The sequence below is a fragment of the Dokdonia sp. Dokd-P16 genome (assembly GCF_003095655.1).
Taxonomy (GTDB): Bacteria; Bacteroidota; Bacteroidia; order Flavobacteriales; family Flavobacteriaceae; genus Dokdonia.
In genome coordinates this window covers 2,423,086-2,445,729 of the sequence record NZ_CP029151.1, presented here as the reverse complement: position 1 = coordinate 2,445,729, position 22,644 = coordinate 2,423,086, and the positions used below count along the sequence as shown (strand labels likewise).

23 protein-coding genes are annotated in these 22,644 nt (G+C 35.8%); 15 read left to right on the top strand and 8 right to left on the bottom strand.

Features of this window, described 5'->3' with window-relative positions; all coding sequences use genetic code 11:
• Window positions 1-3 precede the first annotated feature (3 nt).
• Together DCS32_RS10995 and DCS32_RS10985 are read left to right on the top strand one after the other, a co-directional pair.
• Window positions 4-471, top strand: a complete 468-nt coding sequence (locus DCS32_RS10995; RefSeq protein WP_108878301.1) for a hypothetical protein — start codon at window positions 4-6, stop codon at window positions 469-471.
• Between the two features lie 243 nt (window positions 472-714).
• Entirely contained in the window at window positions 715-2,163 is a 1,449-nt protein-coding gene (locus DCS32_RS10985; RefSeq protein ID WP_108878299.1) for a TlpA family protein disulfide reductase, read from the top strand.
• Window positions 2,164-2,528: 365 nt separating this feature from the next.
• Here DCS32_RS10985 and DCS32_RS10980 read toward each other — a convergent pair whose 3' ends face one another.
• The 7 genes from DCS32_RS10980 to DCS32_RS10950 all read right to left on the bottom strand — a co-directional run bounded on the left by DCS32_RS10980 (window position 2,529) and on the right by DCS32_RS10950 (window position 10,023).
• Window positions 2,529-4,022 carry a M48 family metallopeptidase gene (locus DCS32_RS10980; RefSeq protein WP_108878298.1) on the bottom strand — a complete coding sequence of 498 codons (1,494 nt, stop codon included), beginning with the start codon at window positions 4,020-4,022 and terminating at the stop codon, window positions 2,529-2,531.
• 4 nt (window positions 4,023-4,026) lie between these two features.
• Window positions 4,027-5,205, bottom strand: coding sequence for a DUF6882 domain-containing protein (locus DCS32_RS16140; protein WP_204161775.1), 1,179 nt, complete (start codon window positions 5,203-5,205; stop codon window positions 4,027-4,029).
• A 33-nt stretch (window positions 5,206-5,238) separates the two neighbouring features.
• A complete protein-coding gene (locus DCS32_RS10970; protein ID WP_108878297.1) occupies window positions 5,239-5,895 on the bottom strand; it encodes a hypothetical protein in 657 nt (218 codons plus the stop codon).
• 13 nt (window positions 5,896-5,908) lie between these two features.
• Window positions 5,909-6,880 (bottom strand): hypothetical protein, encoded by a 972-nt coding sequence (locus DCS32_RS10965; RefSeq protein ID WP_108878296.1) that lies wholly within the window; start codon window positions 6,878-6,880, stop codon window positions 5,909-5,911.
• 41 nt (window positions 6,881-6,921) lie between these two features.
• Window positions 6,922-7,332 (bottom strand): hypothetical protein, encoded by a 411-nt coding sequence (locus DCS32_RS10960; RefSeq protein WP_108878295.1) that lies wholly within the window; start codon window positions 7,330-7,332, stop codon window positions 6,922-6,924.
• Between the two features lie 103 nt (window positions 7,333-7,435).
• The gene (locus DCS32_RS10955; protein ID WP_108878294.1) at window positions 7,436-8,173 is read right to left on the bottom strand and encodes a LytR/AlgR family response regulator transcription factor; all 738 of its coding nucleotides are present in this window, start codon (window positions 8,171-8,173) and stop codon (window positions 7,436-7,438) included.
• Window positions 8,173-10,023: a tetratricopeptide repeat protein gene (locus tag DCS32_RS10950; protein ID WP_108878293.1), complete on the bottom strand. Its 1,851-nt coding sequence runs from the start codon at window positions 10,021-10,023 to the stop codon at window positions 8,173-8,175. Before DCS32_RS10950 ends, DCS32_RS10955 begins: the two co-directional genes overlap by 1 nt.
• A gap of 267 nt (window positions 10,024-10,290) precedes the next feature.
• Here DCS32_RS10950 and DCS32_RS10945 point away from each other — a divergent pair, with 267 nt between their 5' ends.
• From DCS32_RS10945 to DCS32_RS10915, 7 genes are all read left to right on the top strand, one after another.
• Entirely contained in the window at window positions 10,291-10,854 is a 564-nt protein-coding gene (locus tag DCS32_RS10945; protein WP_108878292.1) for a TetR/AcrR family transcriptional regulator, read from the top strand.
• Between the two features lie 62 nt (window positions 10,855-10,916).
• Window positions 10,917-11,663: an SDR family NAD(P)-dependent oxidoreductase gene (locus DCS32_RS10940; RefSeq protein ID WP_108878291.1), complete on the top strand. Its 747-nt coding sequence runs from the start codon at window positions 10,917-10,919 to the stop codon at window positions 11,661-11,663.
• A gap of 72 nt (window positions 11,664-11,735) precedes the next feature.
• Window positions 11,736-12,710: an alpha/beta fold hydrolase gene (locus DCS32_RS10935; RefSeq protein ID WP_108878290.1), complete on the top strand. Its 975-nt coding sequence runs from the start codon at window positions 11,736-11,738 to the stop codon at window positions 12,708-12,710.
• Window positions 12,711-12,999: 289 nt separating this feature from the next.
• Entirely contained in the window at window positions 13,000-13,596 is a 597-nt protein-coding gene (locus DCS32_RS10930; RefSeq protein ID WP_108878289.1) for a TlpA family protein disulfide reductase, read from the top strand.
• Window positions 13,597-13,757: 161 nt separating this feature from the next.
• A complete protein-coding gene (locus DCS32_RS10925; RefSeq protein ID WP_108878288.1) occupies window positions 13,758-14,255 on the top strand; it encodes a hypothetical protein in 498 nt (165 codons plus the stop codon).
• A 92-nt stretch (window positions 14,256-14,347) separates the two neighbouring features.
• On the top strand, window positions 14,348-14,629 hold the full coding sequence (locus DCS32_RS10920; protein ID WP_013749750.1) for a 4a-hydroxytetrahydrobiopterin dehydratase: 282 nt from the start codon (window positions 14,348-14,350) through the stop codon (window positions 14,627-14,629).
• 140 nt (window positions 14,630-14,769) lie between these two features.
• A complete protein-coding gene (locus DCS32_RS10915) occupies window positions 14,770-15,498 on the top strand; it encodes a YebC/PmpR family DNA-binding transcriptional regulator (RefSeq protein WP_013749751.1) in 729 nt (242 codons plus the stop codon).
• Between the two features lie 66 nt (window positions 15,499-15,564).
• Here the strand turns inward: DCS32_RS10915 and DCS32_RS10910 are convergent, their stop codons facing one another.
• On the bottom strand, window positions 15,565-16,593 hold the full coding sequence (locus tag DCS32_RS10910; RefSeq protein ID WP_108878287.1) for a hypothetical protein: 1,029 nt from the start codon (window positions 16,591-16,593) through the stop codon (window positions 15,565-15,567).
• 600 nt (window positions 16,594-17,193) lie between these two features.
• Between DCS32_RS10910 and DCS32_RS10905 the strand changes: the two genes are divergently transcribed.
• From DCS32_RS10905 to DCS32_RS10880, 6 genes are all read left to right on the top strand, one after another.
• Window positions 17,194-18,585, top strand: a complete 1,392-nt coding sequence (locus DCS32_RS10905; protein WP_108878286.1) for an arginine decarboxylase — start codon at window positions 17,194-17,196, stop codon at window positions 18,583-18,585.
• A gap of 112 nt (window positions 18,586-18,697) precedes the next feature.
• A complete protein-coding gene (gene speB, locus DCS32_RS10900; protein WP_108878285.1) occupies window positions 18,698-19,627 on the top strand; it encodes an agmatinase in 930 nt (309 codons plus the stop codon).
• A complete protein-coding gene (locus tag DCS32_RS10895) occupies window positions 19,620-20,594 on the top strand; it encodes a deoxyhypusine synthase family protein (protein ID WP_013749755.1) in 975 nt (324 codons plus the stop codon). The genes speB and DCS32_RS10895 overlap by 8 nt, the downstream gene beginning before the upstream one ends.
• A 38-nt stretch (window positions 20,595-20,632) precedes the next feature.
• The gene (locus DCS32_RS10890; protein WP_013749756.1) at window positions 20,633-20,950 is read left to right on the top strand and encodes a hypothetical protein; all 318 of its coding nucleotides are present in this window, start codon (window positions 20,633-20,635) and stop codon (window positions 20,948-20,950) included.
• A gap of 162 nt (window positions 20,951-21,112) precedes the next feature.
• Window positions 21,113-21,415: a hypothetical protein gene (locus DCS32_RS10885; protein ID WP_162533636.1), complete on the top strand. Its 303-nt coding sequence runs from the start codon at window positions 21,113-21,115 to the stop codon at window positions 21,413-21,415.
• A 133-nt stretch (window positions 21,416-21,548) separates the two neighbouring features.
• Window positions 21,549-22,610 (top strand): pyridoxal-phosphate dependent enzyme, encoded by a 1,062-nt coding sequence (locus DCS32_RS10880; RefSeq protein ID WP_108878283.1) that lies wholly within the window; start codon window positions 21,549-21,551, stop codon window positions 22,608-22,610.
• Window positions 22,611-22,644 lie beyond the last annotated feature (34 nt).

Below are 22,644 nucleotides of genomic sequence, written 5' to 3'. Positions count from 1 at the left end.
ATCATGTTGAAATTTATAGGGAAAATATGCTTTTTAGTAATAATCTCATTTATTGCATTTTCTTGTGAAACTGACAATGTGAATGATGGTAATAACAGTTATTCAAAAAAAATTATTGGGAAATGGCAGCAGGTGAGATCATTCAATTTAGAGGATGATTCTATGACACCTGCAGTTTACGTTTGGGAAGAAGTTGACAACGGATTTACGTTACAATTAAATGATGACAAATCTTTTATTTATACAAAATTTGAAGGCTGCTCTACGGGAACCTATTTTTACAATGATGAGCTTTCTAGCATAACATTTGATTTTAACTGTGAGATTAATTTTCATGGAAATTTAGTCAGAAGCTTGACTGAAAGCTTCGCAGAAGATTTAACTAGAAACAATCTTTTATTTCTAATGCACAAACAAAATCCAAATGGCTGTGTAGAAGACTGCAATAGTATTCTTGAACGGATTGAATAATCATAAGTGAGTGCAACAAATCACTAAGATAAGTTTATTCATTGTGCACGCTAAAATATTCTTACAATCATTATTTCTAGTAGCGATATACGCTGCGATAGATTTAAAAGTAAGTGTACATTTATACAATCAATTAAAAAAACAACTAATTACATATCTTTTCAGTGATATCAAAATTTTCAAGGAGCCTTCTATGATTTGAACTCTGGTTGCTTTAAAAGATTGCTTTTTATCCGCTCACAAATGAAAAATATATACACAATACTTTTACTTCTTGCACTTCTCAGTTGTTCGGAAAAAAAGATAAATACTAGTTTTGAGCCTCTAGTCTCCAATAAGGAAACAATTGAAAAGAGAAACGAGGTATTTATAAAAGTAAATGACACTGTAGATTCTTTCTTTACAAATTTAACGCTGGATGAGATGCAGGGTATTCCTGACATGTTGTACCTAGGTAATAAGGAAAGCAAGTCCTCTATAACAATCCCTACAGACAGTACAGTTTATATAATAGGTGGAGACCCATTCATTTCAATGTTTTACAAACTTGAAATTGAGCAAGGTGATAGCATTTTAATTAACGTGGCAAACTTAAAAATCAACTTATCTAAGCAAATACAATATCCAGTCTTCACTCACTTAAATAGTGATAAATCATGGAGCGAAACTAACTTTGATTACCTTCTGTTTAAGCAAAATCTAAATAGTGAGGCAATCGTAATCGACGAAGATAAATTTCAAAACAATAAGTTTTCAATAAAACAAATACATGAAAACTCAAACTTGTTATTGGATAGTCTAAAAGCTATTAATAGTATCTCAGATGAGTTCTACAGAAGTACAAAGCTTGACCAGCAACTTAAGTACGCAACATCGAAAGTAAGAGAAGCTAGAAAGCGGCATTTACAATTGGACATAGATACTTTGGATATTATAATAAATAATGAAGAATTATTTGAACGCAATGAATACTTAAGTTTTTTAAAAGCTTTGGTTTTATATAAATATTTTGAAAAGGATAAAAGAGTTTCAAACTCTGTACAATTTGATGTTGTTAGCAAAGACACAACACTATTTAATCAGTCGTCAAAAGAAGTGTTACTAAGTGCTTATCTAAAGAGTATCTATTTTTTAGAAAAATCAAAATTTGACAATTATCTAGAAAAATTTTATACTTTAAATAGTAGCAATGAGTTGAAAGACAAATGGATGACAATTGTAGAAAATCAACGAGAAAACATTGAGAAATTAGATATAAATGATCGTACTATTGGGGTTTTATCCAATTTGGTAAATGACAACCAATTGACATTTGAGGAGATTCTTTTAAGAGAAAAAGGAAAAATAGTGCTAGTTGATTTTTGGGCAAGTTGGTGTGCACCTTGTAGAAAAGAAATGCCATTTTTAGAAGATTTAAAAACAAGATTTGATAAAACAGAATTTGAAATTATTCAAATTTCAATTGACAATGAATACGCAGCTTGGCTTCGAGCAAGTAAATTAGAAAATCTATCAACTGAAGAGAATAATTATATAATTGCAAACTGGAAGAAGTCAAAACTATATAATAATTACAATATAAAGACAATACCACGGTATCTGCTTTTTGATAAATTTGGAAAAATCATTGATGATAATGCAGCAAGACCAAGTGATAATGAACTTGCATCCTTAATTAAAGCTAACTTATAAGAAATGCCATTAATATTTATAGACTCCACAGTTGCACGGCGTACTACATAATCAGGATTCTGATACAGCGTCATCAACCTAATTAATAAAGAGTAATGTGGCAAAAAAGGAATTAGAACTATAAAAACAAAATTCATTCTGCTTTATTTCCGCAAGTTCAATCTTCCTTTTAATTTACTAAAGTTTTAATCACTTCACATTTTCGCGAAAGCGTACTTATTGTTTTTACCACATATCGTAGCGCATCAAATTCTTATAACAATAAAAAGGCAGCAATATAGTATTGCTGCCTTTCCTTCTTTGGAGCCCCCTAAACCCCATTCTAGCCTTGCTTTCGCGAAAGCGTAGAAATCTTTAAACCGCCATTAGTCTACTCCTTGGGCGTCGCTTATGACACGGTCTATAAAATCTGTATTGATATGTAGCAATCTTGCTAGGTTGTATAATACGATAATCTCACTGTCATCTATCTCGCCATCTGCATAGGAGATTATAGATAGGTCTCGTAGTAAATTGAGCTTTTGCATGACCGAGAGCACTATGTGTAAATCACGCGTGAGCTCCTGTACCTCGCTTATCATCTCATCTTCTGTGAGTCCTTTGATAGTCATCATACAGTTTGCAAATACCTTAGGCGCTACAATACTGCTCAATGCTTGGATCTCTGAGTCGTCTACCACGCCATCTGCATTTGATATGAGGTACCCTCCTAAGAACATTAAACGCTGTATTTTTTCTGAATGCTCGCTCTCGTCTTCTAGGTTTTCTGGCTCCATTAATGACATGATGCGCTTGATTTCTAGCTCCATCGCCTCTTCTGTAATCTCACCTTTGATAGTATTATTAAAAGCTGCATAGGTCTCACTCTTATTAAAAAGCTCGAGTGCCTTAATCCTAAGCGGACTAAAAGGATGCGTGCTATACCAGTCTGAAGGGTCATGATTTGAGTCATTTAAGACTTCCTCAAGATCACTAAACTGCTCTATGTATGCATTAAGCTGGAAGTCTAGAGAATCTGTAGTTACTCCAGAAGAAAGCTTGAAAAAGGTGCGACCTACGGCTTCAAAATCTTGACAACATAGCAATCCTGCTCTATCTGCGCTTATCTCTGCATTTCTGTTCCATGCAAATAACTTCATGGCGTGTATGGGTGCGAGATCATTCTCACCGTGATCAAGTATCTGTCTCACTGGGTAGTCAAAGTGTTCAAATAACACATGCCCTATCTCATGCCCTACCACAAAGGTGAGCTCATCTTTTGAGAATCGCTCTAGTATTCCTGATGATAGAATGATGTACAGTTTATTATCATCTGGTGGATAGCATGAGGCATTAAACATGTCACTTTGATATACAAAAAACTCAATATCTGCTTTAAGCTTCAAGGTTTGCTTGCAGTGTTCTCCTATCTCGTGAAGCATAGGTGCAAGTGTCTTTGTGAGTCTCAAACTAGATTTTAATAGGTGTTTTCTAGACTTGAACTTGCTATTACCTTCATTAACTTTTTCCAACGTCTTTTGAATCAGCTCGTCTTTTTGAAAAGCAATAACGTAATCTCTATCTCCATCATAAACGAGTAGATTTAAATCTACATCTGCTCTATGGTTTGTATAAATCTCTGGTTCTTGCTCTACAGTGGCTTTGTGGTTAAGTGCATTGATTTCTTCTATACGTTTTGCATATGCTACCGCTAGCTCTGAGGTTACATTTTGAAAATCTACACTGGCTTCTTGCAGTTTTGCATGATCTCCAGATGCTTGTGCATCGCTTAGTTCGCTCAACATTTTTTCTTGTGCAGTAGCTAGTGCTACTTGGTGTTCTTGTTCTAGTGCTGAAAGTGTTTCTGATGTGTATGACATATTGTTAAGCTTGAACGGTTATTTTTGAATTAGATAGTTTCATAAGTCTTCCTTTGAGGTCAAAGATTCCTAGAATTTGATCTTCGCCTTTTTGAGCGATGATGTTATTACCTGGCAGCTCTACCTCATAACCTTTCTTTTTAAGGTAGAAATACAGACTGTATTTATGAGGGAAGGAATAATTTGCCGCAATAAATGTAAAGTGAGAACAAAGTAATGCTGGTGCTATTCTCACCTTACTCTCTACCTCTTCTGAGGTAATAGTCACATATACTGTGATACCTTTAAAAGGAAGCGCGAGGTAACAGCTCTCATTTGACATTACTGAGGCTATGGTCGCAAAATAAATACCGGGATCTGAATCTATCTCAAATTTTGGCGCTATAAAATCATCAATATTACACGCTTTTCCTAATGCTTGTACGGCTTGCGATGTTTGTAAAAACTTTTCTGGGATACCGCTTTGATTATTTGCCCAAGCCCATAACCAGCTTTTCTCATTTTCTGAGTAAGTTCCCAATACTTGAATGTCAAATACCTTGTCATTACCAAAGGTTACCTTCCCTTCTAGCATGTCAAAACTCCACCCTAGATCCTTTACAAGCTCATCAAAGATTTCTTGCTTTTCTAGTGATAATGCAATAGACTGGTTATATAATTCTTGTATAGTCACTGTAGACTCACTAGTATTTTCTTGACCATTTGTTGCAGCGGCGTCAGCTGTGTTTGATGTACTTGTGGTGGCTGTATCTGTAGTTCCCTCTGCAAACTCTTCAAGTTTTTCTTCTAGTAGTGATGTAATACGCTCAGTTCTTTCTTCTACTTTATCTGCGTTAACCACTGGGCCGTGATTTATTTTTAAAATGCCTTCTTCAAAGGTGATAGCGCGTTCTAGATTATGCTCGTCATTTTCATTTACAATCACTACACTTTTGAGACCTCCCTTTAAAAGCTCTACTCCCATAGCATCCTCACAAATCACCTTAAAAGCTTCTATTAATGGTAAAAAGTAAATTTTAGGAAATGTATCGTTATATAAATGAGAGAAACGATCTTCCATTAATGTATTCCATTCTATTTGTAAAGGAACTGTGTAACCAGCCGCTCTATTGATTTCTGTTTCTAATTGTGGAAATACTTCTTTTTGAAATGCTTGAATGATTCTTTTTTCTTTAAGTCCCATAATATGTTGTTGTTATAATAGATTAAATTGTTTTTATAATAATTGAAGTAATTTTTCTTCTAGTAGTGAAGAAAGATTTTGAGGCAAGGCTTTATGTATTGCGATTGATATGGTTAGTGTGCTTGCCTCAATAGTAAGCTGTAAATTTTCTGCTTGTTGTATGACGATGCTGTCAACACCTAGCCAAGCTTCCTGCCCTAAACTATCTTGTGTGATGGAGTCTATGCTATTTTTAAATGCTACAAATAGATCTTGAACATTGAGTCTATTATTCTCCTCTTTGAGATCTAGTGCTTCTACATTAACATGCTGAATCTGGCTACCTAACTGTGATTTTTCATTTTTTAACCAGATTTTGAGTTGTAATACTGTCAACGCATTTGTAGTGGATGATAGCGGTCTACTTATGACTCCTTTTGATAACTCTACAACCATCTTTTTAGGTTGTTTTACAGTTACCATAGCAACACTATGCAAATGCACATAGGATATTTCTTCGTTCTGAGTGCGTATACAGATAGCCGTAGTGTGGTTTCCTTCTGTTTTTAAATCAATGAGTAAACCTTCTAGATAAAACCCGTTTGTTAATGAAATCGCTATTAAAACGTCTTCTTCTTTTTTAAAAATAGATTGTAAGACTCCCTCTAACGTTTGTGCTACAAACGCTTTATAGTATGGTGATGTATTCATGATGTAAGGTGTTTTAAGAGTCCTCTATGAGGTATTTATAGTCTTCTGGAAGTTGCTCCATGAGATCAAGAAATATGTTATCACGGGAGATGGTTTTATAATCGTAGTAAGACATGATTTTCATATCAAGATTATTATAATCCATTTTTACTAAGTACATACCCGCACCTTCAGTCAGCATTTTCTTGTTGTAAGGATCTTGACGAGGTTTATGCTTCTCGATAGCTAAGTACATCGAACTTAAATCTGCTTGATGTACCCATATTCGATTTAAATAAACTGGAGCATTAGGTTTTGAAAATTTCCCTTGTACTACATGATCAATAGCGTCGGCTTTTGTTGATCCGTAATTATTGATGATAATTGCGTTAGGATGATATCTATACGATTCTCTACTATCATCATAATTATTAGGTTTTACAATAAGTTCATAAAAACCTTTTCGCTCGCCTTTCAATCTGAAATCAACACGCGCTTCACTCGTCCAGGTATCTGGATACTTATCCACGACACTACAAATTTTACGTGAGAAAAACTGAAAATCATCAAATGTAGGATCCTTATCTAGTGTGATGCTAATAGTGTGATTAAAAACATTTACCTCCATGGCTACTACCTCATCTTCTAAGACTTGGTGTATTTCCTCTCTTAACACAATTTCTTGCTGTTGATAGTGTGTTAATGCCTCGATACCTCTGTCTTCTTCATAAAAATCTGGAACATAGACATCATTGTTTTCTGCATCCCATCTGAAATTGATCACAATCTCTGGATTTTCTTTAAGGCTCAATTCTACCCAGTATAGATTAGGGTTCATCGTAGCCGTATTAAAGTTCCTTTTAAAAGTTAGGATATCATATTTATTAGGATGACGTGTATTTAAATACGTGTCAAATCCTTTTTTTGCGTTAGCATTAGAAACTCCGCAACTTCCTAAGAGCAGTAATACTGCTATAAAAATTAATGAAACAATAAATCTATACATATCAATACCTCTTACTAGTTCTACTTAAATGACACCTATGATTACAAATTGTTTTCTAATACCGTAGTGAGCACTTTAACTCTACTCTCTACATCATCTGCGTTCATTATTGGACTATGATCCAAGGTTAACACGCCATTAGAAAATGAAAATCCGTTTGCTGGATTGTGGTGGTCTTTAGTATTAGTAATATGTATTTCTTTTAAGCTCTCGGCTAGGGCTTCCTTACCCATCTCATCTGCTGTGATAGCTTTGAATGCTTCAATAATTGGTAGAAAGTAAATTTTTGGGTAAGAATCGCTGTAAAGATGTAAGAAGCGATCTTCAAATAATGTGTCCCACGCTATGTTAAAAGTAACATCAAAACCTGCTGCTTCAATGATTGCCTTTTGTAGTTGCGGAAACTGCTCTTCTTGAAATGTTTTAGTAAATCTTTTTTCTTTTAATCCCATGATATTTTGTTTTTAAAGTTGTTATCTACTTCAAAACTAAGACAGGGATAAGGGTATTCTCGCAACCGTTTTACATTCGCTATTTTTGGTTTTATAAGTGCGTTTAAAGCGTATCTAGCACTTGTTTTAAATACGACTTTTTGCGTGTAGCCACTGGTATTTCCTCATCGTTTGTAAGACGTACTGTATTGTTAACATTAATTGTCTTAATGTATTTTATGTTTACTAAATGTGATTGATGCACACGTACAAAGGTGTGTTCACTTAGTATATTCTCATAGTATTTAAGATTACGAGCGCTCATTATTGTTCTATCTACAGTATGGAAGACCGTATATGCTCCATCAGACTGGCATCGCACGATATCCTTAGTTTGAAGGAAATATTGTGCTTCTGCTGTTTTAATCAAAAGAGTTTTTTCAATTTCTTTTTGATTAATCTCAGATACTTTATCTACGGCATTTTTATAAACTTGCTCTTTTTTATAAGCAACTCTAAATCTATCTATACAGTCTGATAGCTCCTCTGAGTCAATAGGTTTAAGCAAGTAATCTATAGTATCAAATTTTATAGCTTTTATCGCAAACTCATCATAAGCTGTTGTAAAGATTATTTTAAAATCGATACTATCAAGAGCTTCTAGTATTTGAAAAGCATTTCCTCCTATTAATTCTATATCTAGAAAAACAAGATCAGGACTTTCTGCCTTTAAAAAAGATATTGCTTCTGGGACATTATCAATTTTGGCAATAACTTCAATATCCTTTTGCGTGTACCGAATGAGCTTATCTAATGTATTTAAGGCATTAAACTCGTCTTCTACTATAACTGCATTGATCATTACTGCTTTAATTTAAATGACACCTTTGTACCTGCAGGGTTGTGCTGTTCATCAAAGAGGTCTTCAATTATAAATGATTTCTCCTCCCCCATTTTTCTCATTTTCAAACGTTCCTTAAAAATAGCGGTTGCGTGTAATTCTTCGGTCACTTTCTCTTGCTTTGCTTTTGCAGACCTTCCTACTCCATTGTCTATAATAACAAAGTGTAGTTGCTTTGCCTCTTTTTCTATCTTAATCTCTAGCGCTCCTCCTTCTTTTCTTTCTTTAAGGCCGTACTCTATCGCATTTTCAACAAAAGGCTGTAACATCATAGGTGGTACTTTAACCTCTTTGGGGTTGATAACTGGATCATTATAGATTACATAGGTAAACTCATTATTAAAACGAAGTTGCTGGGTTTCTATATAATTTGAAATCATCGCTATCTCCTTATCTAACGTGATGGACTCCTTTCTTACGTAATCAAAATTTTGCCTGATGAGCTTGGAGAATTTTGCAATGTAATTTGACGATTTTATAGCATTCCCCTCCAGTGTGATATTTTGAATTGCCGCTAGTGTATTAAAGATAAAATGCGGATTCATCTGTGCTCGCAATAAGCTTTGCTCTAGTGTCGTGGCTTTATTTGCTGCTCTCAATTTTGCACTATACACATAAAAACCTATAGCAACTAAGAGTGCAAGAAATAACAAAACGATACTTATTAATAGCCATTTGTTTCTAGCATTAATCTCTTGCTGGTGTTCAATTTCTGTTTCCTTTTTCTTTACTTCATAATTTACATTTGCAAACTCTAAAAGATTGTCCTGCTCTAACCTACTTACGTCTAGCTGGAGACTATCCCTTATTATTTGATTATTTAAAGCTTGCGCATAATCTCCATAAAACAACGAAACAGCGACTAGCCTGTCTCGCACATTAATCTCTTCCTTCGCATCCTTATTAGATTGATAAATGCGAAGCGCCTTATCATAATTAACGCGAGCAGAATCAATTTCTGAAGTCAATAAAAACAAATTACCCAGCCCCTTATATGGTGCGGCATTTATGACATTAATATTCTTATTCAACCTGATAGCTCCTCTTAAAAATCGTTCTGCATTCTCATATTTTCCCGCCTCTATGTACGTGTATCCTATATTATTGAGCACACTTACTAATATCTTGGGATCACCTTTAGACTGGCTCAGATTCATAGCTTCGGAGTAGCTATTTAGCGCCTTGTTATATTCTTTTAACTCTAGATATATACTAGCTTTATTATTCTTAATAGCTATTATAGAAAGCGTGTCTGCTTGCTTGGAGTACAAACTATCTGTTGCTTCTATGTAAGACAACGCCTTCTCATAATCTTTTAACTGGTAATGCAATTTAAATAATTGATTGTACGCCTTTCCTTCTATGCGAGTGTTATCGATAAGTTGAGATAAATGCAACGCCTTTAGAGCATATGCTTGAGACTCCTCTATATCACCCATATGTAATGCAGCTCCACTTAGCGTGATTAAAGCACGACCTTCATTATAACTGTCATTTAACCCTGTAAAAAGCTCGTAACTTTCTAGCTGAGTATTAAATGCCTCTTCATAACTATAATTCACATAGTGAGATTCGCCTTTTTGAAATAATAACATAGCTCGCTCTCGCAAACTCAAATTGTCAGTATTCTGAAGTAAACTATCCAGCTCCACAATCGCTTTCTCGGGTTGTATTTGCACGAGACTATCCATAATAGTAAGCTTATTTTCAATACTTGGACGAATCGAATCTTCCTTTGTACAAGCAGAAAACAGTAGCAGTAAGCAAATACTAAAACTCCATCTTTTCAGCGTTTGAATAGTTATTATCATAAATAAAAATCTGGATATTGATTTCGTGTAGTAGTGCAAAGAAATAATGGTTTTGAATAAATAAGATTGCTATAATTTCCAAAAACAATCATGTGCTTAACAAATATAAACTTATGATGTAACCTTTGAAAGATTATTAGAATGTCATCTCATAATTATAGCCTTGAATTTGAGCACTAGGACTTATTACGCTTTCGCGAAAGCGTGATTTAAAACAAAAAATAGACAGACCTGTCTGTTTTGAATATTTTACTATATATTTGCCGTATGAAACACGCCGAAGTAAAAAGTAGAATTATTGAAACCGCCTCTTATTTATTTTATAAGAACGGTTATAATACTACTGGCATCAATCAGATTATTTCTGAAGCTGGGATTGCAAAGGCCACTCTCTACAATCATTTTAAGTCTAAGGAAGAGATTTGCTTAGCATATCTTAAACATAAAAACATAAGCTTTCTTGAAGATTTTGAAGCGTTCACTACTTCAAAAACACAAGGGAAAGATCAACTACTTGCTATTTTTGACTTCTTGACATTATTCTATCAACAGAAGGATTTTAATGGATGCTGGTGTATCAAAACAGTAGCAGAAATACCAAAAGACAATAAGTTAATAAGAGATGAAATCCAGTTGCAGAAAAACTCCTTCATTGCTTTTATTACAAAGCTTGTAGCGGTTAATGTCGAAGGAATAGATAGAGCACAAACAGCCTCTCTCGCTAGACAAATCTATTTACTTTATGAAAGCGCTGTAGGTGAAAGCCACCTACACCAACAAGACTGGCCTATATTAGAGTCAAAAAATATTTGTGAGCGACTCATCACTTAAAAAAATTTATCAAACAAAAGACAGACTTGTCTGTCTGTAATTAATAATTAAATAATTGAACTATGAAAGAATTTGAAAACAAAGTAGCCTTAGTAATAGGTGGAACAAGCGGTATCGGTAATGCTACTACAAACACTTTATTAGAAGGTGGTGCAACAGTACACGTAGTAGGTAGAAACACTGATAAAATAAGTGATGCTCCTAACCTTATCAAGCACACCGTGAATATCTCAAACACACAAGAGGTAGATGGTTTAGTTGCTAAAATAAGCGAGCTAGAAAACTTAGATTATCTTGTAAATGCTTCTGGAATCTTTGGTCCTAAGCCATTCTTAGATCACACGATGGAAGATTACAACTCATACCAAGATCTTAATAGAGGTTTCTTTTTTATCACACAGAGTGCTGCAAAGAAAATGAAAGCTACTCAAGGTGGTTCTATCGTAAATGTAGGATCTATGTGGGCTAAGCAAGCAGTAAAGGCAACTCCATCTTCTGCATATTCTATGCAAAAAGCAGGATTACACTCCCTCACGCAACACCTAGCAATGGAACTTGCCGAAGATAACATACGTGTAAATGCAGTATCGCCTGCTCTTGTAAATACTCCTGTGTACGATAGCGTTTTTGGAGGTGAAGAAGAAGCTCAAAAAGCCCTTGTAGGCTTTAATGCTTTTCACCCGATAGGCCGTTTTGGTGAAGCACAAGACATCGCAAATAGTATAACGTTCTTACTTTCTGATAAAGCTGCCTGGGTAACAGGTGCAATATGGGATACAGATGGCGGTGTAATGGCTGGAAGAAATTAATTAACCATACATATTCACACAAAGCCATAGCTCGTATTGTATGGGCTATGGCTTTTCTATTACATTATAATTATGAAAAATCTTATACTACTTGTCAGCATTTTTTTTCTGACGCTTTCTTGTCAAGAAAGTCCGACAACCGCCACAGCAAAACAAGAAACAACAAACTATAATAAACTTGATAATCGCACAGCCGTCAAGTATAAATCATTAGAAATAGATGGTGTAAACATCGCATACCGTGAGGCTGGCGACTCTTTAAATCCAGCTATTGTGTTACTACACGGTTTTCCTGCTTCCTCTTTTCAATATAGAAAAGTACTCAAAGAATTATCTGATGAGTTTTATCTCATCGCTCCAGACTATCCAGGTTTTGGGAATAGTGACTTCCCTAGCCCAAAAGAATACACGTATAGTTTTGATAATATCTCAAAAACTATAAATGCTTTTTTAGAGAAGAAAAATATTAATTCCTATGCAATCATGGTTCAAGATTATGGAGCGCCTATAGGTTTTAGACTTGCAACCGCACATCCTGAAAGAATTACAGCAATCATCACCCAAAATGGAAATGCCTATGAAGAAGGTCTAGGAGATGCTTGGAAAGATATCAAAGCACTTTGGAAAGATAGAAATGCACAAACAGAACAAGCTTTGCGACCAGCATTTACTCTAGAAGGTCTTAAATGGCAATACACACATGGTGTGAGAGATATAGCAACTGTAGATCCAGATAGTTACCATCTAGATTACTTGAGGTTATCAAGGCCTAATGCTCATCAAGTAAATCTTGATTTGTTTTATGACTATCAAAACAATGTGAAGTTATATCCACAGTGGCAGCAGTACTTGAGAGATCACCAGCCACCATTGTTAGTGGTGTGGGGTAAAAATGATGCCTTCTTTCCAGAAAGTGGTGCTGCAGCATTTAAAAAAGATGTAAAAAATATTGATTACAACATTTACGACACAGGACACTTTGCTCTTGAAGAAGAAGGAGAAGCAATCATTAAAAAGGTGAGGGAATTTATGAAGACACTTAGATAAAAGATTAAGCAAAAGCCGTAGTCGAGACATGCTCCTTATCTATAAGTTTAGGATAAGAAACAAATGTTTTGGCTACGGCTTTTTTGTGCACCCTATTTACAGGATTCTAAATATTCAATTTGACATTTTTTTTTACACTTTAGACATCACCATGCGGAAATCCGTAGTGATTTATTAAAAAGACTTTGTAGTTTCGTTTTGAGAAGCTATTAAACAATACATTAGATATCATTACAACTGTTTTGTTTTACGCTTTCGCGAAAGCGCAAATAGTTCAAAAGCAAACCTTATGAGACTTTTAGTTTTATCATTTTTAATACTTTGTTTTAGTTGTAACAATAAAGCAACCCCTGTGGAAGTAAGTCAGGATCAAACTATAGTTACTTCGCTTACAAAGGCAGAAAAAATAGATTCTGTATTAGAAGGAAAACAAAGCCCGAACGGAACGATACAAAACATAAACAATACTAGTATTGATATTAATTCTTTTAAAGGAAAACTTCTAGCTATAGATTTTTGGGCAACTTGGTGTGCTCCCTGCTTAACCGAAGCTCCAATTTTTAAAGAGATCGCTCAAAAATATAAAAACACAAATGCGACATTTATTTCTATTTCTGTAGACGATAGTTTTGATGAGTGGAAAAAGTATGTGATTGAAAAAAAATGGAGCGGGAATAATTACTGGTTTGGAATGCAAGAAGATGAACCATTTTTTTCTTATCTGTACTCAAAACATAAAATAGATGGAAGCAAAATGATTTTAATAGCGCTTCCTAAATATGTGATTATATCTGCCAAAGGAGAAATTCTAAGCAATTCTAACTTGAGACCAAGCAACCCTAATTTTGAATTAGAAATACAGAGATTTTTAGAACAACAACCTTAGATGGTGATTTTGAAAAAAGTTAGCTAGTCTTTAATGATTCTATAAAGTTCCTTTGCATTTTTAATTACAAATATTTCTTTCTCACCCCAATCAACCCCAATTCCCTATTTTCGCGAAAGCGTAACTAATTATCACACACAACAAATCACCTCATCTCATCAATGAAAAATTCCCTACAAACAGTTCTTCTTGTAATAACCTTATTTGCATTTCATACTGCCACTGCACAAGAAAATTTTGAAAAAACAACGCTTGTCAAGAACATCTTCTCTGCGCTGAAAAGCCAAGATGAAACAAAGGTCATTGAAAGTCTGGCTACTAAAGAGGAGCTCTTATACCTCATCCCAATAGTACAAGCAAATTCCAGTGAAAACATCCCTGAGGTAGCAACTATAATAGCCAACTTTAAAACAGAAGCAGCAAAAGATTTTCAAGAAGTTTTAAGAAAGGGAACTGCCTTTAACGTGCAATGGCAAGACATCCAGTTACAGACGGTACACCATGAACCTCAAGGAGATAACAAGATTCCTGTTGAGATGGCAGATATAATTCTAGTATGCAACAGTAATGACGTTGATTTTGAAGTGATTTTAAGAAAATCTATCAAAATAAAAGACAACTGGCGATTAATGGATAGAATAAAGTTTAGACTGCTATAACTAGATAAATGCCTTAACAAATATTTAATCGAAATCCCATTTTCGCGAAAGCGTAATTATCTATCTTTATCTAGCACTTTAAAAACAAGCATATGAAACTTACAGACGATCAAATCAACAATAGACTAGAAGATTTTCCAGACTGGGAGTATGACGATAACGCAATACACACCACGATTGAGTTTGAGAACTTCCGCGAGGTGTTTGCAACCATGACGCGTATTGCCTTTGAGTGTGAGAAAATGGATCACCACCCTACCTGGACAAACACGTATAATGAGCTAGAAATCTCTCTTAACACACACGATGCAGATGGTGTTACAGAAAAGGATTTTGACCTTGCAGCTGCTATAGATGATATTTTAGGCGCATAAAGGACTATAAATTTTAAAGAAATCAACCGATTTCATATTTTTACCGCGGTCAATACTATTTGTATTGATCGCGTTTTTAATTACACTATTATTAAAAAGGAGATTTTTGCTTACGCGAAAATATCTATTACTTTATATACATGGGAAGAGCATTTGAGTTTAGAAAAGCACGTAAAATGAAGCGCTGGAGCGCAATGTCTAAAGCGTTTACACGTATAGGAAAGGATATTGTAATGGCCGTTAAAGAAGGTGGTCCAGATCCTGACTCAAACTCAAGACTGCGTGCGGTAATACAGAATGCTAAGGCGGTAAACATGCCTAAGGATAACGTAGAACGTGCTATTAAAAGAGCATCAGATAAGAGCCAAGGCGATTATAAAGAGGTAATCTTTGAAGGTTATGCACAGCATGGTATCGCCATACTTGTAGAAACCGCTACAGATAATAACACACGTACGGTGGCAAATGTGAGAGCTGCTTTTAATAAATGTGACGGTAATCTAGGTACGTCTGGGTCTGTAGTTTTTATGTTTGACCACACTTGTACCTTCCGCGTGAATGCAGAGGGACAAGATGTAGAAGAGATAGAACTTGAGTTTATAGACTTTGGTGCCGAAGAAGTATTTGAAGACGAAGACGGGATACATATCTATGCGCCTTTTGAAAGCTACGGAGCGATACAAAGCGCCCTTGAAGAAAAAGGGATTGAGATCTTAGAATCTGGTTTTGACCGCATACCACAAGTAACTAAGCAACTTACTCCAGAGGAAGAGGCAGATGTAAACAAGCTTATTGATAAGCTTGATGAAGATGATGACGTACAGAATGTATTCTCTACTATGCAAGCTAATGCAGAGGAAGAAGAATAAAATTACAACGCATAAAAAAACCCTCAAGATTTCTCTTGAGGGTTTTTTTATGGAATTATGTGACTACTACTCTTGGTATAAATACAAAGATGAAGCTCCTTCTAATTCGTTGTTTACTGTTGGGGCAAGATCTCCACCTGCCTGTACATTTGCATAAGCAAGTACTCTACCGCCTGCATTAGCTCTCTCTGCAATATAAACGATATCGTTTACTGCATCATACTCTGCTGCTACCGGGTTACCTAAGAAGGTAGCTGCTCCAGCTACACGTACTTGATTTCCTGCTACTGCAAGAGTTTCTCCGTTTGCTACTGCTGCAAATTTAGACTCAAAGTTTGAAATCACGTGGAAACCACCGTCAGTATCTGATGCTGCATCTCCTACATCTGTAAGAATCATTGTACCATTGCTCTCTGCAATACCGTGTGTTCTTACAATACCTTCTATAGTAATTCTCTTAGTTGGTGTGATTGCTGCATCTGCTGTATTTGTAGCTGTAAAGTTTGCAAATACTGCTACGTCAGATGTTTTATCTACTACAGCATAAAGATTATCTCCTACAAACTCGATTCCCCATAATGCAAAATCAGTAGTTACTGTATTTCTTAGAGTAAATTCGCCATTTGTTTTCTGGAAAATAAATATTCTACCGTCTGCAGTGTCTGGGTTTCCATCTACGTCTGCGTTATCTGCAACTACATAAAGATCACCATTTACAGCTAGGTCACGTGGACTTACTAATACTGCATTACTACTCAAAGTTGCAGTAAGATTAATACCTGCAGTAGAAAGAAGTACGTTTCCGTAAGCGTTTAATTGTAATCCTGATCTAGATGCCTGAGTTACCTCATCACTAGAACCATCATAATAGATACCTTCTGCATCTGTAGAAACTGTTCCAAAGCTAGCAGCTGTAATATTTGATGTGTCTCTCACGTCATATACTGTTACATCACCATCACTATTACTTGATGCATAAAGTTCTGCACGTGAATCTGCAGTTACAACAGTTGCCCCTCCTTCATCATCAGATGAACAGCTTGCAGCTACAAATGCTGCTCCTAAAAGTAATCCACAAATTTTTATTGATTTCATAAACGTAATTTTAAAAGTTAAATTGATTATTGTTTTGAATATGTACGTTCAAAAAGGTTTGAGTGGTTTCCTAAAAAATTGAGATTAACACAGTTTAACGATTGGCACACCTATTTGGCTGTCATTTAACGAGCGTAAAATTTATTTATTAACAGTAATTTTGTGAAAATGACTCGCTCATAATCAAAAAATTACATGCCGATTTTAAATCTGAATAAATAACGTCCAAATTTTAAAAAGTTAAATATTTGTTAATTACTTGACAAGCTATTTCACCAATTAAAATTTGAGTTTATGTTTGCCGCGCAAAATAAGTTTGTTCAATCGAGCTTATTGCCTACTCTTAATGAAAAACAATTTCATATTCGGGCTTAGGATGATTACAAAGTCTAATCCAACAGCTGCCCAAAGATTTGGGAACCGAATGTTATGGCCGGCTTGTACCATCAATATCGCTATAAAGCGCCTAGAGGAATTTGCATTCTCTCCTTTTACTGTATTTATTTTCCGCATCTGAGGTTTATAGACTTAACATTTTCTTAAAGGGGATATCTCCCCTATTTCTGTACCTTTTATACCTTACACTTTTAAAACTAATTAATGAAGACCAAGTACATTGATCTCATCGAGCAGACGTATTATTTCCCACAAGAGGAATTTAACCTTAATAAAAACCACTTAGAGTTTCATGGCATAGACCTTATGAAACTTGTAGAGCAATACGGAGCACCACTTAAATTTACTTATTTACCTAAAATCTCTGATAACATACAGCGAGCTAAAAAATGGTTTGCAGATGCTATCGAGGCAAATGGTTATGAAGGAAGTTATAACTATTGCTACTGTACAAAAAGCTCACACTTTAAGCACGTGCTTAACGAAGCACTTTCTAATGATATACATATCGAGACTTCGTCTGCATTTGATATAGATATTGTAGAGAGTTTAAAAGCTGCGGGAAAAATCACAGACGATACATACGTAATAAGCAATGGGTTTAAACGTGAGAGGTATGTAGAAAACATTGCTCGTCTTATTAATAATGGGCACAAAAATGCAATTCCGGTAATTGACAACTACGAAGAGATTGACCTTCTAAGCAACCAGATTAATGGCAAGTTTAAAGTAGGAATTCGTATCGCATCTGAGGAGGAGCCTAAGTTTGAATTCTATACTTCAAGACTTGGAATAGGTTACAAGAATATTGTACCATTTTTTAATAACCAGATCAAAAATAACGAGAAGGTTGAGCTTAAAATGCTTCACTTCTTTATAAACACTGGTATACGCGACACGGCTTATTACTGGAACGAGCTCATGAAGTGTATCAAAGTGTACATTAATCTCAAAAAGATTTGTCCGTCACTTGATAGCTTAAACATAGGTGGAGGTTTCCCTATAAAAAACTCGCTTGCCTTTGAGTATGATTATGCATACATGATTAATGAGATCATCGCACAAATCAAACAAGCTTGTGATGATGCAGATGTAAAGGTGCCTAATATTTTTACTGAGTTTGGCAGCTTTACTGTTGGCGAAAGCGGTGGAGCTATTTATGAAGTCCTTTACCAAAAGCAGCAAAACGACCGTGAAAAGTGGAACATGATTAACTCTTCATTTATCACAACATTACCAGATACCTGGGCTATAAACAAACGTTTTATCATGCTAGCCGTAAACCGCTGGAATGAAGAATATGAGCGTGTGTTATTGGGTGGTCTTACTTGCGATAGTGATGACTACTATAACAGCGAGCAGCACATGAACGCGATTTATATGCCTAAGTATAAAAAAGATAAACCGCTCTATATAGGTTTCTTCAATACAGGAGCATATCAAGAGTCTATAGGAGGTTTTGGCGGACTACAACACTGCCTTGTGCCTTCTCCTAAACACATCCTTATTGACCGCAATGAAGATGGAGAGATTACCACAGAAGTATTTGCAGAGCAGCAAACGAGTGAGCAATTATTAGGTATCTTAGGGTATTAAATACGCTTTCGCGAAAGCAAAACAAAAAATATTAAATCAATTATATAACCACTAACAGTAACAACACCGAGAAAACAACATTCTCACTTTACATCTAACATCTAGTATCACCATGAAAACGTACGCAGGCATACCACAAGAATATGCAGGAGCTGAAAAAGCTAAAATTGTTTTACTTCCAGTTCCTTATGACGGAACTAGTACTTGGGGCAAAGGAGCCGACAAGGGACCTGAAGCATTTTTACATGCTTCTGAAAATATGGAGCTTTACGACATTGAAACAGGAAGCGAAGTTTACAAACAAGGGATACACCTTGCAGATCCTATTACAGAAAATTCATCACCAGAAGCAATGGTGGAAGCTGTACACAAGATTGTAAAGAAAAACATTAAACGTAGCAAGTTTGTTACCATGTTTGGTGGAGAGCATTCTGTATCTATAGGTGCCATTCGCGCATTTAATGAAACATTTGATAATCTTACGGTATTACAACTAGATGCACATGCAGATTTACGTGAGTCTTATGAAGGTTCTACTTGTAATCACGCATGCGCTGTGTATGAAGCAAACCAAACTACAAATCTTGTGCAAGTAGGAATACGTAGTATGGATGCCATAGAAAAAACAGTGATGAATGAAGAGAATGTTTTCTTTGCTCACGAGATGGCAACAGACGATTACTGGATGGACAATGCGATTGAGGCAATGACAGATAATGTATATATTACATTTGATCTTGACGCCTTTGATCCATCAGTACTATCAGCTACAGGAACTCCAGAACCTGGAGGTTTATTCTGGTATGAAACGCTAGACTTCTTACGTCGCGTGTTTGCAGAGAAGAATGTTGTAGGTTTTGATATTGTAGAGCTTTGCCCTAATGGAAATAGCAAGCCTTCTGAGTTTGCAGCGGCAAAATTATACTACAAAATGCTTAGCTATAAGTTTGAGCAAGAAGATGCTGGAGAAGACTATGAAGTAAGCGGATTACAAGAAAAAAGCAAAAAAGTTAATCAAGAAGAAGACGATTATAATGACTAATAAAGGAGCAATATCACAATTTATTGAGAAGTACTACTTACACTTTAACTCAGCTGCTCTCGTAGATGCTGCCAAAGGGTATGAAGCACAACTAGAAAAGGGATCAAAAATGCTTGTTTCTCTTGCTGGAGCAATGAGTACCGCAGAGATAGGAAAAATCTTTGCAGAGATGATACGCCAGAAAAAAGTGCATATCATTTCTTGTACAGGTGCAAACCTTGAAGAAGATATCATGAATCTTGTAGCTCACAGCCATTACAAGCGTGTGCCTAACTATAGAGATCTTACTCCTCAAGATGAGTGGGATTTACTAGAAAAAGGACTTAACCGTGTTACAGATACGTGTATTCCAGAAGAAGAAGCTTTTCGTCGTATTCAAGAACATATTGTAAAAATATGGCAAGATGCAGAGGCTGCTGGTGAGCGTTATTTACCGCATGAGTACATGTACAAACTGTTACTTTCTGGAGTATTAGAGCAGTACTACGAGATAGATATTAAGGATAGCTGGATGTATGCAGCTGCAGAGGCAAACCTACCTATCATTTGCCCAGGTTGGGAAGATAGTACTATGGGTAACATCTTTGCGAGCTACGTGATGAAAGGCGAACTTAAAGCTACGACTATGAAGTCTGGAATTGAGTACATGACATTCCTTGCAGACTGGTATACAGCAAACTCAGAAAAAGGAATAGGTTTCTTCCAGATAGGTGGAGGTATCGCAGGAGATTTCCCTATTTGTGTAGTGCCTATGCTTTACCAAGATATGGAACGTACAGAAACTCCTTTCTGGAGCTATTTCTGCCAGATAAGTGACTCAACTACTAGTTATGGATCTTACTCTGGAGCGGTACCTAATGAAAAAATCACTTGGGGAAAACTAGATATGGATACTCCTAAGTTTATCATAGAGAGTGATGCTACTATTGTAGCGCCATTAATCTTTGCTTACCTACTAGATATGTAAATAAGGTGTCTCAACACATCTTTAATAATAAACGCATAATGAAAAAACCGAGTAACCTAAGACGCGTCATTGTAGACTATGCAAAACTCAATGATGATATATTAAATTTACTAGTTGCAAAGTATCCAGATGGGTATGAGTCTCATCATATTATCTCTTTTAAAAATGCTCAAGGTGAGATGGTAGATTGTGTAGAAGTAACTACAGAAGACACCTTATACCTTGTTAAAGTAAGTAAGCGCCTTGTTGTGGCAATGGAGGACTTTGACCAAGATGAGTATGACGATGATGATACAGATGATGACGATCTAGATCTCGATATAGAGGACGAAGATCAAGAAGAACGAGAGGATTAAAAATAATTGCAATTATTTTAAAAAATTGTAACACCTTTTGTAACATTCTTATCTCCCACTACGTATAAGGTATAGGGTAAAATCCTAGATTGGGAAATCTATTTGATAGTGGTCGCACACGCGGCAATTTTAAATTAACAACACTTTTTAATTTACACTATTATGAAAACAATGTTTATTGCCCTTTTTACAGTGGTTACACTAGCTCTTAATGTACAAACTACAGATAGCGTTACCGCTACTTTTACTGGCTATGCAGAAGGTACTTTCTATTTTGAAGATGCAGATGAGCTTACACATTCTTTTGACGCCATGAGTGATGCTGCTGCAAAGCAATTTGACCTTACTACTGAGGCGTTTCAAGGACAAATATTTAAAGTAACGTACACTACAACTTCAGAGATCAATGAGGATGATGAGGAGTATGATGTACTTTCTATTACTGCTCTTGAGTTAATTAAATAAGCTCAATAACTTTATAACCATAGGGCAGTTGGTAATACCTTCTGCCCTATTTTTATGGATTTAATGTACGCTTTCGCGAAAGCGGTATTCCCTCCACAACAAGTTGCACTCCACAATTTTAAGTTTTAAAATTATGAATCTTAAAGACGGTGTAAAATCATCAGATAATAAAGTATCCTCAGAAGCGATGGCACTTAGTCTGTTTGTAAAAGACACCACAAAATCACTTACAGACCGTTTAGAATCTTACGAAGACATTATTAACCTAGAAGTAGGTGACACAGGTCTTACAAGAGCAAAATCTCTTGAACGTGAGTTTGATATTAGACAGTTATACATCAAATACGAAGGTGATAACCCTACGGGAACACAAAAGGATAGAATTGCCTTTGCACAAGTATATGATGCGCTGCGTAGAAATTTTCATACCATGTCACTCGCCACTTGCGGTAATTACGGTGTCGCAGTTGCACTTGCTGCAAAGTTAGGCGGAATTGCTTGTAACATTTACATCCCAGAGTCCTATCACACAGACCGTATCATAGAGATGGAACGTCTAGGAGCAACGATTTTTAGGCTACAAGGTAGTTATGAGGAGGTAGTTACTGCGAGCAGCAAACTAGCACAAGAATATGAATGGTATGACGCAAACCCTGGAGGTGCAAACACACCGTTACAGATATCTGCATACTCGCAAATTGCTGTAGAGATTGTAGATGAGCTCGGTGATGCGCCACAGTATTGTGCTGCTCCAGTATCTAATGGAACTTTATTTGCTGGGATTTATAGAGGCTTTGTGAGTTTATACAAACGAGGTAAAACCTCTCGCATTCCTAAAATGATTGCAGCTTCTTCTACAGGTAAGAATCCTATTATTCAATCTCATAAAGAAGGACTAGACCACTGTCGTGATCTTGATCCAGATAAGATTAAAGAAACTAAGTACAATGAGCCACTCATAAACTGGCACAGCTTTGATGGAGAGGAAGCTCTGTATGCTATCCAGCAATCTGATGGTAAAGCATTTAACATTAGTGATAAAAAAATGAGAGAGATGAGTACGCTCCTACTCAAAAAAGAGGGATTACGCATTCTTCCTGCATCAACTGCTGGACTTATCGCTCTCCTAGAACTTGATGAGAAGGAGAACCTCGCTCCAGATCGTTTTGTAGCAGTACTTACTGCAAAAAATTAACTACCACCAGCAGTCGCTGGATATAATATTAACA

Bases quoted from the DNA above. Each gene is read 5' to 3' on its own strand.
- DCS32_RS10995 (WP_108878301.1), top strand. From the start codon at position 4: ATGTTGAAATTTATAGGGAAAATATGCTTTTTAGTAATAATCTCATTT.
- DCS32_RS10985 (WP_108878299.1), top strand. From the start codon at position 715: ATGAAAAATATATACACAATACTTTTACTTCTTGCACTTCTCAGTTGT.
- DCS32_RS10980 (WP_108878298.1), bottom strand. From the start codon at position 4,022: ATGTCATACACATCAGAAACACTTTCAGCACTAGAACAAGAACACCAA.
- DCS32_RS16140 (WP_204161775.1), bottom strand. From the start codon at position 5,205: ATGGGACTTAAAGAAAAAAGAATCATTCAAGCATTTCAAAAAGAAGTA.
- DCS32_RS10970 (WP_108878297.1), bottom strand. From the start codon at position 5,895: ATGAATACATCACCATACTATAAAGCGTTTGTAGCACAAACGTTAGAG.
- DCS32_RS10965 (WP_108878296.1), bottom strand. From the start codon at position 6,880: ATGTATAGATTTATTGTTTCATTAATTTTTATAGCAGTATTACTGCTC.
- DCS32_RS10960 (WP_108878295.1), bottom strand. From the start codon at position 7,332: ATGGGATTAAAAGAAAAAAGATTTACTAAAACATTTCAAGAAGAGCAG.
- DCS32_RS10955 (WP_108878294.1), bottom strand. From the start codon at position 8,173: ATGATCAATGCAGTTATAGTAGAAGACGAGTTTAATGCCTTAAATACA.
- DCS32_RS10950 (WP_108878293.1), bottom strand. From the start codon at position 10,023: ATGATAATAACTATTCAAACGCTGAAAAGATGGAGTTTTAGTATTTGC.
- DCS32_RS10945 (WP_108878292.1), top strand. From the start codon at position 10,291: ATGAAACACGCCGAAGTAAAAAGTAGAATTATTGAAACCGCCTCTTAT.
- DCS32_RS10940 (WP_108878291.1), top strand. From the start codon at position 10,917: ATGAAAGAATTTGAAAACAAAGTAGCCTTAGTAATAGGTGGAACAAGC.
- DCS32_RS10935 (WP_108878290.1), top strand. From the start codon at position 11,736: ATGAAAAATCTTATACTACTTGTCAGCATTTTTTTTCTGACGCTTTCT.
- DCS32_RS10930 (WP_108878289.1), top strand. From the start codon at position 13,000: ATGAGACTTTTAGTTTTATCATTTTTAATACTTTGTTTTAGTTGTAAC.
- DCS32_RS10925 (WP_108878288.1), top strand. From the start codon at position 13,758: ATGAAAAATTCCCTACAAACAGTTCTTCTTGTAATAACCTTATTTGCA.
- DCS32_RS10920 (WP_013749750.1), top strand. From the start codon at position 14,348: ATGAAACTTACAGACGATCAAATCAACAATAGACTAGAAGATTTTCCA.
- DCS32_RS10915 (WP_013749751.1), top strand. From the start codon at position 14,770: ATGGGAAGAGCATTTGAGTTTAGAAAAGCACGTAAAATGAAGCGCTGG.
- DCS32_RS10910 (WP_108878287.1), bottom strand. From the start codon at position 16,593: ATGAAATCAATAAAAATTTGTGGATTACTTTTAGGAGCAGCATTTGTA.
- DCS32_RS10905 (WP_108878286.1), top strand. From the start codon at position 17,194: ATGAAGACCAAGTACATTGATCTCATCGAGCAGACGTATTATTTCCCA.
- speB (WP_108878285.1), top strand. From the start codon at position 18,698: ATGAAAACGTACGCAGGCATACCACAAGAATATGCAGGAGCTGAAAAA.
- DCS32_RS10895 (WP_013749755.1), top strand. From the start codon at position 19,620: ATGACTAATAAAGGAGCAATATCACAATTTATTGAGAAGTACTACTTA.
- DCS32_RS10890 (WP_013749756.1), top strand. From the start codon at position 20,633: ATGAAAAAACCGAGTAACCTAAGACGCGTCATTGTAGACTATGCAAAA.
- DCS32_RS10885 (WP_162533636.1), top strand. From the start codon at position 21,113: ATGAAAACAATGTTTATTGCCCTTTTTACAGTGGTTACACTAGCTCTT.
- DCS32_RS10880 (WP_108878283.1), top strand. From the start codon at position 21,549: ATGAATCTTAAAGACGGTGTAAAATCATCAGATAATAAAGTATCCTCA.